This is a genomic window from Pseudooceanicola sp. DL12 (genome assembly GCF_056270665.1).
In genome coordinates, this window is sequence record NZ_CM149884.1 from 3,950,704 (window position 1) to 3,963,431 (window position 12,728).

Below are 12,728 nucleotides of genomic sequence, written 5' to 3' on the forward strand. Positions count from 1 at the left end.
CGGGCAGATCCCGGGGACTGGGGGCAGATCCGATCATTCCCCAAACCCGCCGCCCCGTCCAGAGCAAGAAGCCGTGAAGCGCCCCGTCCCGGGCCAGGTGGTGCAGGAACGCCCAGCGTCCGAACGTCGCAGGCCGCTGCCCCTGCCGCCGGATGGCGGCAATCGAAAGGTCACAGGGGGCTCTGCCCCCGCCGCCGGATGGCGGCAATCGAAAGGTCACAGGGGGGCTCTGCCCCCGCCGCCGGATGGCGGCAATTGAAAGGCGCAGGGGGGCTCTGCCCCCCGCCGCCTGCGGAGGCTCCTGTCCCTGCCGAGGCGCTGGCGGCGCCATGGCGCGTTAACCCGTGCAGATCTGCCGATTTGGCACCGACGGGTTACCGACACGATACCGACGTAATACCGACGTCGGAATCAAGCGATTTCAACAGGTTAACTTTTTGACCGTACGGTCCACTTTCGCGCCTTCAGTCCCCCGGCAGCAGCTTCCCGGGGTTCATGATATGCTTGGGATCCAGCGCGTCCTTGATCGCCCGCATCGCCGCCAGTGCCGCGCGATCCTTGCGCCGCGCCATGGTCGAGAGCTTGTGCGTCCCGATCCCGTGCTCTGCCGAGAAGGAACCATGCATCTCTGCCACCACGTCCTCGACGGCCTCCACCAGGTGATCCTTGTGGGTGGCTTCGACCGAGGTCGGGAAGATCGTGTAGTGGATGTTGCCATCGCCCAGATGCGCCACGACGGAGGTCCCCGCCTCCGGATCGAGCCCTGCCAGGGCCGCGTCGGCGCGGGTCAGGAAGCCCGCCACCTGGTCCACGGGCACCGCCACGTCCATGATGACATGGGGCGCCCTTGTCGCCGCGATCTCGCTGGCGGCCTCGCGGATCGCCCACATTTCCCGGCGCTGCGCCTGCGAGCTTGCTATCACCGCGTCGTCGATCTGTCCCTGCTCCAGCATCTCGCCCAGCGCCTCTTCCAGCAGAGTCACCACCGGCACCGTGCCATCGGGCTGCACCGCGCAGTCACGCGGCGCCAGGGCACCGATCTCGAGCAGGATGTTGACCGGGTGCCTGCCCTCGAAGGGCGAGCGGGCATCGGGATGAAGCTCAAGGAAATCATCGATATAGCTGCCGGGCATGTATTCGAAGGCCTCGACCGAGCCTGCCGTTTCGGTCTGGATCCGGTTCAGCAGATCGAGCGCCGGATCGAGGCTCTTCATGCCCACCATGGCGGTGGCATAGGCCCCCGGTTTCGGGTGCAGCCGCACCACCGCGGCGGTGATGATGCCCAGCGTCCCCTCGGCGCCGATCATCAGGTGCCGCAGGTCGTATCCCGAGTTGTTCTTGCGCAGGTCGTGCATCAGGTCGACGATCTCGCCGTCGGGCAGCACCGCCTCGATGCCAAGCACCAGATCGCGGGTATTGCCATAGCGCAGCACGTTCGAGCCGCCGGCATTGGTCGAGAGGGCCCCGCCGATCATCGCCGAGCCGCGGGCGCCGAAGAACAGCGGAAAGATCAGGTCATGGGCCTCGACCGCCTCGTGCAGGTGGCCCAGGATCACCCCGGCCTGTACCACGGCGCTGCGCGCCCGCGGCCGGATCTCGCGGATCTCGTTCATCCGTTCGAGGGAAACGATCAGCGCCCCCGCGGCCTTGCCGCCACCGGCCAGCCCCGTGCGACCGCTCAGCGGCACCACCGGCGTTGCGGTCTCATGGGCGATCTTCATCACCTCCGAAACCTCCTCGGTGGAACCGGGCCGCACCACGGCCAGCGGCATCCCGAAATGGGCATGCCCCCAGTCCCAGCCGTAAGCCTCGGCATCTTTCCCTGTCAGAACATGGGCTTGGCCAAGCAGTGCAATCAGACGGTCGAGCATGATCTTCCCTTTTTTCAACGCCCCCTTCTAGCGCCGGAGAGGCAGGAGGAACAAGGGTGACAGGCAATTGCAGAAAGCCGGGATTTTCTGCTTGACCACTCTCCGGACCTGCCATAGTAAGCGCCACGTTCTGGCGGAGTAGCTCAGTTGGTTAGAGCAGCGGAATCATAATCCGCGTGTCGGGGGTTCAAGTCCCTCCTCCGCTACCAAGAATTCCAAGGCTCATCCCCTTCCAGGAGATGAGCCTTTTTCTTTGCGCCTTCCCCTGTCCTGCCCCCCGCAGGTGGCCGCCTCAGGCAGGCGGGACCGAGCTGATTCCGTTCATGAAGATCGTCAGCGCCAGGTCGCAACGCTTGCGGGCATCGTCGATGCTGGGCCGGAAGGAATTGTCGAGCAGCGCGTCGATCACCGGGAAATAGATCATGTCCTTCAGCATCTGCGCGCAGGCGGCAGTATCCACCGGGCCGATCTCGCCGCGCGCCACCGAGCGCTCCAGCTCGATCTCGATCAGCCTTACAAGGATGGCGGGCCCCCGCGACAGGCAGTTGCGGCCCACCTCTGGCGCCTCGGGGGCCGTGGCCACGGCCAGCCTCAGGATGGCAAGCGGCAGGTCCCAGGCGCCGGCCTTCTCCTCGATCACCAGCAGCTGGCGCAGGCGATCATCGAGTGGCAGGCCCTTCTGGGCGTCCGTAACCGGGCGGAAACAGCGTTCCGTCAGGTGGTCGAGATAGGCCAGCAGCAGCGTGTCGCGATCCTCGAAGATGGAATAGAGCGTCCTCTTCGACATCCCGGCGCGGCGGGCAATGGCGGCCATGGTCATTCCTTCGATGCCCCCCTCGCCAAAAAGCTCGTCGAGGGCATCGAGGACAATGCGCCGGCGTTCGTCCGTCGACATGGCGACAGGGCGGCCCGGACCGGCCCTGCAACAGGCCCTTCGGCGCCCGGCCACTGGACCATCCGCCGCCGTACCTGCCGCTGTGTCGTTTTTGTCATCACCAGACATGAGCGCCCGCCTTTCCAGCTGCCGCATTGCAGCAAACGCTTGCAATCCGGTTCGGCTCCGAATTATGAAACCGCTTAGTTTTATAAATGCAGCCCCCTCCCGGTGACAAGCCTGCTCACCCTATCCGCTGCATCTCTGGGAAAAAAGGAGCCGCAAATGGCCCGATCGACCTTTACCCGCGCAGCAGCTGCTGCGTGCTTCCTGCTGGCGGCTGCTTCCGGCCCCGCCCTAGCCCAGCAGGGCATGCCCCCGACCCCGGTCACGGTCGAGACCATGCAGCCGCAATCCCTGGTCCTCACCACCACCCTGCCCGGCCGCGTCCGGGCATCGGCCTCGGCCGAAGTTCGGCCCCAGGTGAACGGAATCATCACCGAGCGCCTCTTCACCGAGGGCACCCATGTCGAGGAAGGCGATGTGCTCTACCGCATCGACCCGACGACCTACGAGGCCGCCGTGGCCCAGGCCCGGGCCTCGCTCAGCCAGGCCCAGGCCGAGCTCGGCGCCGCACAGCGCGAGTACGACCGGGTCAACACCCTGCGGGATCGCGGCGTGTCGAGCCAGCAGACCCTGGACGATGCGATCTCGTCGCGCGATTCGGCCCAGGCAGCGGTCGAAGTCGCCGAGGCGGCCCTGAAATCCGCCGAGATCGAGCTCGACCGCACCGACATCAAGGCGCGCCTGTCCGGGCGCATCGGCCTGTCCGACGTCAGCCAGGGCGCGCTGGTCACCGCCAGCCAGACCACCGCGCTGACCACCATCCGCCAGCTCGACCCGATCGACGTCGACGTCACCCAGTCCGCCGCAGAGCTTCTGGCCTGGCGCCGCGGTGACGGCGAGGCCGACCGGCAGGGCCTCGAAGTCTCGCTGACCCTGGCCGACGGCTCGACCTTCGACCACACCGGCCAGCTGACCGCGGCCGAACCCCACGTGGACGAGGAAACCGGCGTGGTGCTGCTGCGCATGGAATTCGACAACCCCGACCAGATGCTGCTGCCCGGCATGTACGTGCAGGTCGAGATGCCCACCGCCACCGTCGACAACGTCTATCTGGCGCCGATGGAGGGGGTCAGCCGCGACCGTCGCGGCAACCCGACCGCCTGGGTCGTCAATGCCGACAACGTCGTGGAGGTCCGCACCCTCACGGTGCTGCAGGATCACGGGGCCGACTGGGTCGTCAGCGACGGGCTGAACCCCGGTGACCGCATCATCGTCGAGGGCCTGCAGAAGACGCAGCCGGGAGCAACCGTCGCCCCCACCGAGCGGGCCGCGCCCGCCGCTGCGGCTCCGGCCGAACAAGACTGAACGAAAGGCGCGACACCTAAATGGCCCGCTTTTTCATTGAAAGGCCCATCTTTGCATGGGTCATCTCGATCATCATCATGGGGGTCGGCCTGCTGTCTATCATGACGCTGCCGGTCGCCCAGTACCCTCAGATCGCGCCGCCCACGGTGACGGTCCGTGCCACCTATCCCGGCGCCTCGGCCGAAACCGTCGGCAATACCGTCACCCAGGTCATCGAACAACAGATGACCGGCCTCGACGGGCTGCGCTACATCTCGTCGAACTCCTCCGCGGCCGGCACGGCGACGATCACGCTCACCTTCGAGACCGGCACCGACCCGGACATCGCCCAGGTGCAGGTGCAGAACAAGCTGTCCCAGGCGTCCTCCCTGCTGCCGGAAAGCGTTCAGAAGCAGGGGGTGACGGTCCAGAAATCCTCGGCCGGCTTCCTGATGGTGATCTCGCTGATCTCCACCGATGGCCGCCTCGACGGCACCGACCTCAGCGACTATCTGCAGACCAACATCGTCGACGAGATGAGCCGGGTCGACGGTGTCGGGTCGGTTCAGGTCTTCGGCGCGCAATACGCCATGCGCATCTGGCTCGACCCGGCCAAGCTCGCCGCCTTCGAGATGACACCCTCCGACGTGGTCTCCGCGGTCTCCGAGGAAAACGCCCAGATCTCCGCCGGGGCCTTCGGCGACCGTCCCACCGAGGACGGCCAGATGCTGAACGCCACGATCACCGCGCAGTCGCTTCTGCGCACTCCGGAGGACTTCCGGCAGATCGTGCTGCGCGCCAATACCGACGGCGGCCTGGTGCTGCTCGATGATGTCGCGACGGTCGAAATCGGCTCCGAGGGCTACAACTTCGTCTCGCGCTACAACGGTCAGCCCTCCACCGGCATGGCGATCAGCCTGGCGCCGGGCGCAAACGCGCTCAACACCTCCGAGGCCGTGCGCCACCGGATGGAGGAATTCGCCCAGTTCCTGCCGGAAGGCGTGGAATACGTCGTGCCCTTCGACACCACGCCCTTCGTCGAGATCTCGATCGAATCCGTGGTACACACCCTCTTCGAAGCCATCGTGCTCGTCTTCCTGGTGATGTACCTCTTCCTGCAGAACTTCCGCGCCACGATCATTCCGACGCTGGCGGTCCCGGTGGTCCTGCTGGGCACCTTCGGCATCATGGCGATGCTGGGCTTCACCATCAACACGCTCACCATGCTGGCCATGGTGCTGGCGATCGGCCTGTTGGTCGATGACGCCATCGTGGTGGTGGAGAACGTCGAACGCGTGATGGAGGAAGAGGGGCTCTCGCCCATCGAGGCCACGCGCAAGTCGATGGGTCAGATCACCGGCGCCCTGATCGGGATCGCCATGGTGCTCTCGGCGGTCTTCGTGCCCATGGCCTTCTTCGGCGGCTCCACAGGCGTGATCTACCAGCAGTTCTCGGTCACCATCGTCTCGGCCATGGCGCTCTCCGTCGTCGTCGCCCTGACGCTGACGCCGGCGCTCTGCGCCACGCTGCTGCGCAACAACGGCCATGCCGCCAAGCGCGGGCCCTTCGGCCTGTTCAACCGCGGCTTCAACCGGCTGACCGGCGGCTATGCCCGCACCGTGGGCGGCATCGTGAAACGCCCCGTGCGTCTCGCGATCCTCTATGCCGGTCTCGTCGTGGTGATGATCCTGATGTTCATGCGCACCCCCACCGGCTTCCTGCCGGACGAGGACCAGGGCATGATGTTCGTGATGATCCAGGCCCCCACCGGCTCCACGGTCGAACGCACCGAGGCAACGCTCGAGAAGGTCGAGGACTATTTCCTCAACAACGAGAGCGAAGCGGTGGAATCGGTCTTCGGCGTGGTGGGCTTCGGCTTTGCCGGCCAGGGGCAGAACATGGCGCTGGCCTTCATCCGCCTCAAGGACTGGTCCGAGCGTCTCGATCCCTCGCTCAGCGCCCAGGCCATCGCCGACCGGGCCTTCATGCCGATGATGGGCATCCAGGATGCCTTCGTCTTCCCGGTGGTGCCGCCCGCGGTGCCCGAACTGGGCAACGTCGCCGGCTTCGATGCCTACCTGCAGGCCCGCGGCGGCCAGACGCACGAGCAGCTCCTGGAGGCCCGCAACCAGCTCCTCGGCATGGCGGCACAGAGCCCGCTGATCGCTTCGGCGCGTCCCAACGGGCTCGAGGACGCCTCGCAGTTCAACCTCGACATCGACTGGCGCAAGGCCGGGGCGATGGGGGTCTCTGCCACGGATGTCAGCGACCTGCTCTCCGTCGCCTGGGCTGGCTCCTACGTGAATGACTTCATCGACCAGGGCCGCATCAAGAAGGTCTATGTCCAGGGTCAGGCCGATAGCCGGTCCACCCCTTCCGACATCGACCGCTGGCGGGTGCGCAACGACTCCGGCGGGCTTGTGCCGCTGTCGAACTTCGCCACCGGCAACTGGACCATGGGCCCGCAGGGCGTCTACCGCTACAACGGCGTGCCCGCGATGGAGATCCAGGGCTCGGGCGCACCCGGCGTCAGCTCGGGCGAGGCCATGGCCGAGATGGAGCGTCTGGCAGCCCAGCTGCCCGAAGGCTTCGAGCTGCAATGGACCGGCCTGTCACTGGAAGAACGTGAGTCGGGCAACCAGGCACCAATGCTCTACGCGCTCTCCCTCGCGGCGGTCTTCCTCTCGCTGGCGGCCCTCTACGAGAGCTGGACGATCCCCTTCGCGGTCATGCTGGCCATGCCCATCGGCGTGCTCGGCGCGCTGATCGGGGCCTGGCTGGGCGGCTATGAAAACGGCGTCTTCTTCCAGGTGGGCCTGCTCACCGTCATCGGCCTGACCGGGAAAAACGCGATCCTGATCGTGGAATTCGCCCGGGCAAGGCTCGATGCCGGAGAGGCGCTGATCCCGGCGACAGTGCAGGCCGCGCGCCTGCGCTTCCGCCCGATCATCATGACCTCTATGGCCTTCTCGCTGGGTGTCCTGCCGCTGCTGCTGTCCACCGGCGCGGGCGCCGGCGGGCGCAATGCCATCGGTGCCGGTGTGCTGGGCGGTACGCTCGCCTCGACCGTGCTGGGCGTGCTCCTGGTGCCGCTCTTCTTCGTGGTCGTCATGCGCCTCTTCGGCGGCCGTGCGATCCGCGAGGGCAAGAAGGCCTCCAAGTAGGCGCCTCACCGACCAACGAAGGAAGGCCCCGGAGCTTGCCGCTCCGGGGCCTTTTTCGTGGCCGCTCTCCGCGCATGAAAAAACCGGGCCTCCTTGCGGAAGACCCGGCCAGTCGGGGAGGTAACCCGGGATCCCTTGGCAGGATCAGATGTCGAGCGTGTTCTCCATTTCCCATTTCGAGAAATGCGAGACGAAACTGTCCCATTCGCGGCGCTTCATGTTGATGAAGGCAGAGGAGAATTCATCGCCCAGCATCGCCTTCAGCTCGGCGTCCTCGTCCAGCGCGCGGATCGCATCCAGCATGTTCAGCGGCAGCTTCGGCGCGCCCTCCACCTTGTGACCCTCGGCGTACATGTCGATGTCATAGCGCGGGCCCGGATCGGCCTTGGAGCGGATGCCCGAGAGGCCCGCCGCAATGATCACCGCCTGCAGCAGGTAGGGGTTCACGGCGCCATCGGGCAGGCGCAGCTCGAAGCGGCCCGGCCCCGGCACGCGCACCATGTGCGTGCGGTTGTTGCCCGTCCAGGTCACGGTGTTCGGTGCCCAGGTGGCCCCCGACAGGGTGCGCGGCGCGTTGATCCGCTTGTAGCTGTTCACCGTCGGGTTGGTGATCGAGGCCAGCGCCGTGGCGTGCTTCATGATCCCGCCGAGGAAGTAGCCGCCCTGTTCCGACAGGCCGACCTCACCGATCTGCCCCCCGGCATCGCCGGCAAAGGCGTTGGTCTTGCCGTCCAGGTCCCAGACCGAGATATGCGCGTGACAGCCGTTGCCGGTCAGCCCCTCGATGGGCTTCGGCATGAAAGTCGCGCGCAGCCCGTGCTTCTCGGCCACGGATTTCACCATGAACTTGAAGAAGCTGTGCCGGTCCGCCGTCACCAGCGCGTCGTCGAACTCCCAGTTCATCTCGAACTGGCCGTTGGCGTCCTCGTGGTCGTTCTGGTACGGCCCCCAGCCCAGGTCGAGCATGTAATCGCAGATCTCGCTGATCACATCGTAGCGGCGCATCACCGCCTGCTGGTCATAACAAGGCTTGGCGGCGGTATCGGCGGCGTCGGAAATCTCGGTGCCTTCCGGCGTCAGCAGGAAGAACTCGGCCTCGATGCCCGTCTTTACCCGCAGGCGCTCGGCCTCGGCGTCCTTGATCAGGCGGCGCAGCACGTTGCGCGGCGCCTGGGCCACTTCCTCGCCTTCCATCACGCAGTTGGCCGCCACCCAGGCCACCTCGGGCTTCCAGGGCAGCTGGATCACCGTGTCGGTGTCCGGCACGGCCAGCATGTCGGGGTGCGCGGGCGTCATGTCCAGGTAGGTGGCGAACCCGGCGAAACCTGCGCCGTCTTCCACCATGTCCGCGATCGCCTGTGCCGGCACCAGCTTGGCGCGCTGACCACCGAAGAGATCGGTGTAGGAGATCATGAAATACTTGACGCCCTTCTCCTTGGCGAAGGCCACTAGATCGGTCATTTTCGTCCTTTCCCTGTCGTTCCTGTCGCGGTGGCCTTGCCCGCCCCGCTGTTCTCGTCATTGCAACCGCCCCCGCGCGCCGGGGGCAAGCACCCTGCCCCTGCGACATGCCTCCGGGCGGCCGGGCTGCGCGATCTTCACGCAGCTTGCGCGAAAGGCCGGCCCTTTGCGGGCCGGCCCATCGTCGTGTCTTCCGGCCTCAGAAACCCGGCTTGCCCGGCCACCAGTTGGTCCCCGCAAGGGGCACCTGGGCCATGGCCGCGGCCTCCATCGTCAGCGCACAGAGGTCTTCCGGCTCCAGGTTGTGTACGTGGCTCTTGCCGCAGGCCCGCGCCAGCGTCTGGCATTCCAGCGTCATCACGTTGAGGTAGTTGCGCAGCCGGCGGCCCGCCGCGATCGGGTCCAGCCGCGCGGCCAGCTCCGGATCCTGCGTGGTGATACCCGCCGGGTCGCGGCCCTCGTGCCAGTCGTCATAGGCGCCCGTCGTGCTGCCCAGCTTCTGGTATTCCTCTTCCCATTTCGGGTCATTGTCGCCGAGCGCGATCAGCGCCGCCGTCCCGATGGAAACCGCGTCGGCCCCCAGTGCCAGCGCCTTGGCCACATCCGCGCCGTTGCGGATCCCGCCCGAGACGACCAGCTGCACCTCGCGGTGCATCCCCAGGTCCTGCAGCGCCTGAACGGCAGGGCGGATGCAGGCCAGCGTCGGCTGGCCGACGTGCTCGATGAAGACATCCTGCGTGGCGGCCGTACCGCCCTGCATGCCGTCCAGCACCACCACGTCGGCGCCCGCCTTCACGGCCAGGGCAGTGTCGTAATAGGGGCGCGCACCACCCACCTTGATGTAGATCGGCTTTTCCCAGTTGGTGATCTCGCGCAGTTCGAGGATCTTGATCTCGAGGTCATCGGGCCCGGTCCAGTCGGGGTGACGGCAGGCCGAACGCTGGTCGATGCCCACCGGCAGGTCGCGCATGCCGGCGACGCGCTCGGTGATCTTCTGGCCCAGCAGCATGCCGCCGCCGCCCGGCTTGGCGCCCTGGCCCACGACCACCTCGATGGCGTCCGCACGGCGCAGGTCATCGGGGTTCATGCCATAGCGCGAGGGCAGGTACTGATAGACCAGCTTCTCGGAATGCCCGCGCTCTTCCTCGGTCATGCCGCCATCGCCGGTGGTCGTCGAGGTCCCGGCCAGCGTGGCGCCACGGCCGAGCGCTTCCTTGGCATTGCCCGAGAGCGCGCCAAAGGACATGCCCGCGATGGTGATCGGGATCTTCAGCTCGATCGGCTTCTTGGCAAAGCGCGTGCCCAGCGTAACCGAGGTGTCGCACTTCTCGCGATAGCCCTCCAGCGGGTAGCGGCTCATCGAGGCGCCGAGGAACAGCAGGTCGTCGAAATGCGGCACGCGCCGCTTCGCACCGCCACCGCGGATGTCGTAGATGCCGGTGGCTGCCGCACGGCGGATTTCCGAGTTCACCTCCTTGGAAAAGGTCCAGGACTGGCGCGGTTCGGTACGGGGTGTCTTGTCCATGTCCTGCTCCTCAGTATTCGTCGGCGTGGTCGATGTTGAAATTGTAGAGCTTGCGGGACGAGCCGTAGCGCTTGAATTCTTCCGGCTTGGCGTCAGCCCCGGCCCGGCTCAGCAGATCCTTCAGGATCTCGATGTGCTCGGGGCGCATCTCCTTCTCGACGCAGTCCGCGCCGAGGGATTTGACGCTGCCGCGCACGAAAAGGCGCGCTTCATAGAGGCTGTCGCCGAGCGCATCGCCGGCATCGCCCAGCACGACCAGGTTGCCCTTCTGCGCCATGAAGGCGGACATGTGGCCGATGTTGCCGTGCACCACGATGTCGATGCCCTTCATCGAGATGCCGCAGCGGCTCGAGGCATTGCCCTTGATGTTCAGCAGGCCGCCATGGCCCGTGGCCCCGGCGTACTGGCTGGCGTCCCCCTCGATGGTGACGACGCCCGACATCATGTTCTCGGCCACGCCCGGTCCGGCGCTGCCTTCCACGGTCACATGGGCTTCCTTGTTCATCCCGGCGGTGTAATAGCCGGTCGAGCCCTTCACCGTCACGTCCAGCGGGCCGTCGAGGCCCACCGCCATGGCGTGGGATCCGCGCGGGTTCTCGATCACGTATTGCTCGTTGGCCTGCGCTTTCGCGGCGGCCTGCAGGGCGGCATTGACCTCGCGCAGCTCGGTCTTGGACAGGTCGATCACATGCATCGCTCAGCGCTCCCAGAAATAGACAGTTGCGGGTTCGGGCTCCCAGACGCGGGCGGCCTCGATCCCCGGCAGATCGGCAAAGGCGCGGTATTCGCTGGCAAAGGCGACGTAGTCGTCGGTCTCGGCCATGACGGCGGGCTTGCAGGCGATCGGGTCGCGCACCACGCCAAAGCCGTTCTTGGTGCCGGTGACAAAGGTGAAGAACCCGTCGAGATCCTTCAGCGTGCCTTCCAGCGCCTCGCCCAGGCTGGCGCCTTCTGCAATGCGCGAGCTGATATAGGCCGCGCCCACTTCCGTGTCGTTCTCGGTGCGGGTCATCACGCCCTTCTTGGCCAGCTTGCGGCGCATGTCGTTGTGGTTCGACAGGCTGCCGTTGTGCACCAGGCACTGGTCATCGGCCGTCGAGAACGGGTGCGCACCAAGCGTCGTCACCGCGCTCTCCGTGGCCATGCGGGTGTGGCCAATGCCGTGGCTGCCGCCCATGGCGCGGATGCCGAACCGGGCCGCCACGTCGCGGGGCAGGCCGGTTTCCTTGTAGATCTCCATGGATTCGCCCGAGGCCATGATGCGCAGCCCCTGCTCTTCCAGCCAGGTGATCGCGGCCTCTTCGGCCTCTTTCGCCAGGGTCAGAACGGCGTGGGTATCCACCACCTTCATCGCCACCGGCGTCTCGATTGCCGCCGACAGCGCATTGTCCAGCCCCTCGAAGGCCTCCTCCGGCGTATCCGACTGCACGGTGATCTTCACCCCGTCCGCCTCGTCACCATAGATCGCGATGCCCGCGCTGTCGGGGCCGCGGTCGGTCATGGTGATCAGCATATCGGTCAGCATATCGCCCAGCTGGGGGCGCAACTCGTCCTTCTTCAGGAACAGGCCAACGATGCCACACATGGTTCTACTCTCCTGTCACAGCGGCTGTGCCGCGTCTCGGCATTGTTGCTATGGGAATATTTTATTCCTATCAAGAAACATTTCAGAGGCATGATTTACCCGCGCGAAAATGCCCCGCCCGGGGGCGGCACGCGCATGATTTTTCGGCACAAGGGCCGTTACTGTGGATAGCAGATGATCGAGAGATAGCGGATCGGGCGCTTCATGTGCCGCTCAGGCCCATGCGGGGCGTCGGCATCAAAGAGCAGCGAGTCGCCCGGCTCCAGCAGATAGAGCTTGTCGCCGTGACGGTATTCAAGCTCGCCCTCCAGCATGTAGAGCAGCTCGATCCCCTCGTGCTGGAACACCGGAAAGGTATCCGCGTCCTCGGTCAGCGTCAGCAGGTAGGGCTCCATCACCACGCCGCTCTCGGTCGATCCGATATGGCCCAGCAGGTTGTACTGATGGCCGGCACGGGTGCCCTCGCGCTGGATCTCCACGCCCTCGCCCGCCTTCACGTGCATGGCACCGCGCGGCTGGTCATAGCCGCGGAACAGCTGGGTGATCGGCACCCGCAGCGCCGCGGCAAGGGTCGTCAGCGTGGCAAGAGAGGGCGAGACCACGCCGTTCTCGATCTTCGACAGCGCCCCCACGGACAGGCCCGCCTGTTGGGCCAGCTCGGCACCGGTCATCCGCTGCCGCTTGCGCAGCTCGCGGATCTCCCGCCCGATGGCCAGCTCGAGGTTCTTCTCGCGCGGGCGGTCGGCCTTGTGGGGGTTCTGCGTCAGGTTCGGCTTCACGCGCTCCTGCCCGTTGCTCATCTGCGGGGTCCGTCCGGATTGGTCGTGGTCGGCTCAAT

The 12,728-nt window shown here is 66.3% G+C and carries 9 protein-coding genes and 1 tRNA gene; 3 read left to right on the forward strand and 7 right to left on the reverse strand.

Going from position 1 to position 12,728, the window contains the following annotated elements; genetic code table 11:
• Window positions 1–464: 464 nt before the first annotated feature.
• Window positions 465–1,871, reverse strand: coding sequence for an FAD-binding oxidoreductase (locus AC0WR5_RS18545; RefSeq protein WP_475865285.1), 1,407 nt, complete (start codon window positions 1,869–1,871; stop codon window positions 465–467).
• A gap of 132 nt (window positions 1,872–2,003) precedes the next feature.
• On the opposite strand from AC0WR5_RS18545, the gene AC0WR5_RS18550 reads away from it, so the two are divergent.
• A tRNA-Met gene (locus AC0WR5_RS18550) sits at window positions 2,004–2,080 on the forward strand.
• 83 nt (window positions 2,081–2,163) lie between these two features.
• On the opposite strand, the gene AC0WR5_RS18555 is transcribed toward AC0WR5_RS18550, so the two are convergent.
• Window positions 2,164–2,766, reverse strand: a complete 603-nt coding sequence (locus AC0WR5_RS18555; RefSeq protein ID WP_475865286.1) for a TetR/AcrR family transcriptional regulator — start codon at window positions 2,764–2,766, stop codon at window positions 2,164–2,166.
• A 264-nt stretch (window positions 2,767–3,030) separates the two neighbouring features.
• Here AC0WR5_RS18555 and AC0WR5_RS18560 point away from each other — a divergent pair, with 264 nt between their 5' ends.
• Together AC0WR5_RS18560 and AC0WR5_RS18565 are read left to right on the forward strand one after the other, a co-directional pair.
• On the forward strand, window positions 3,031–4,176 hold the full coding sequence (locus AC0WR5_RS18560; RefSeq protein ID WP_475865287.1) for an efflux RND transporter periplasmic adaptor subunit: 1,146 nt from the start codon (window positions 3,031–3,033) through the stop codon (window positions 4,174–4,176).
• A gap of 20 nt (window positions 4,177–4,196) precedes the next feature.
• Window positions 4,197–7,319: an efflux RND transporter permease subunit gene (locus AC0WR5_RS18565; protein ID WP_475865288.1), complete on the forward strand. Its 3,123-nt coding sequence runs from the start codon at window positions 4,197–4,199 to the stop codon at window positions 7,317–7,319.
• A 144-nt stretch (window positions 7,320–7,463) separates the two neighbouring features.
• Here AC0WR5_RS18565 and glnT read toward each other — a convergent pair whose 3' ends face one another.
• The 5 genes from glnT to AC0WR5_RS18590 all read right to left on the reverse strand — a co-directional run bounded on the left by glnT (window position 7,464) and on the right by AC0WR5_RS18590 (window position 12,690).
• Window positions 7,464–8,780: a type III glutamate--ammonia ligase gene (gene glnT, locus AC0WR5_RS18570; protein WP_475865289.1), complete on the reverse strand. Its 1,317-nt coding sequence runs from the start codon at window positions 8,778–8,780 to the stop codon at window positions 7,464–7,466.
• Window positions 8,781–8,979: 199 nt separating this feature from the next.
• A complete protein-coding gene (locus AC0WR5_RS18575) occupies window positions 8,980–10,305 on the reverse strand; it encodes an FMN-binding glutamate synthase family protein (protein WP_475865290.1) in 1,326 nt (441 codons plus the stop codon).
• Between the two features lie 10 nt (window positions 10,306–10,315).
• On the reverse strand, window positions 10,316–10,999 hold the full coding sequence (locus AC0WR5_RS18580; protein WP_475865291.1) for a protein GlxC: 684 nt from the start codon (window positions 10,997–10,999) through the stop codon (window positions 10,316–10,318).
• Between the two features lie 3 nt (window positions 11,000–11,002).
• Window positions 11,003–11,890: a class II glutamine amidotransferase gene (locus AC0WR5_RS18585; RefSeq protein ID WP_475865292.1), complete on the reverse strand. Its 888-nt coding sequence runs from the start codon at window positions 11,888–11,890 to the stop codon at window positions 11,003–11,005.
• 158 nt (window positions 11,891–12,048) lie between these two features.
• Window positions 12,049–12,690, reverse strand: a complete 642-nt coding sequence (locus AC0WR5_RS18590) for a helix-turn-helix domain-containing protein (RefSeq protein ID WP_475865293.1) — start codon at window positions 12,688–12,690, stop codon at window positions 12,049–12,051.
• Between the last annotated feature and the right edge of the window lie 38 nt (window positions 12,691–12,728).

Coding starts and splice junctions, on each gene's coding strand:
- AC0WR5_RS18575 (WP_475865290.1), bottom strand. CDS start 10,305: ATGGACAAGACACCCCGTACCGAACCGCGCCAGTCCTGGACCTTTTCC.
- AC0WR5_RS18560 (WP_475865287.1), top strand. CDS start 3,031: ATGGCCCGATCGACCTTTACCCGCGCAGCAGCTGCTGCGTGCTTCCTG.
- AC0WR5_RS18545 (WP_475865285.1), bottom strand. CDS start 1,871: ATGCTCGACCGTCTGATTGCACTGCTTGGCCAAGCCCATGTTCTGACA.
- glnT (WP_475865289.1), bottom strand. CDS start 8,780: ATGACCGATCTAGTGGCCTTCGCCAAGGAGAAGGGCGTCAAGTATTTC.
- AC0WR5_RS18555 (WP_475865286.1), bottom strand. CDS start 2,766: ATGTCGACGGACGAACGCCGGCGCATTGTCCTCGATGCCCTCGACGAG.
- AC0WR5_RS18585 (WP_475865292.1), bottom strand. CDS start 11,890: ATGTGTGGCATCGTTGGCCTGTTCCTGAAGAAGGACGAGTTGCGCCCC.
- AC0WR5_RS18565 (WP_475865288.1), top strand. CDS start 4,197: ATGGCCCGCTTTTTCATTGAAAGGCCCATCTTTGCATGGGTCATCTCG.
- AC0WR5_RS18580 (WP_475865291.1), bottom strand. CDS start 10,999: ATGCATGTGATCGACCTGTCCAAGACCGAGCTGCGCGAGGTCAATGCC.
- AC0WR5_RS18590 (WP_475865293.1), bottom strand. CDS start 12,690: ATGAGCAACGGGCAGGAGCGCGTGAAGCCGAACCTGACGCAGAACCCC.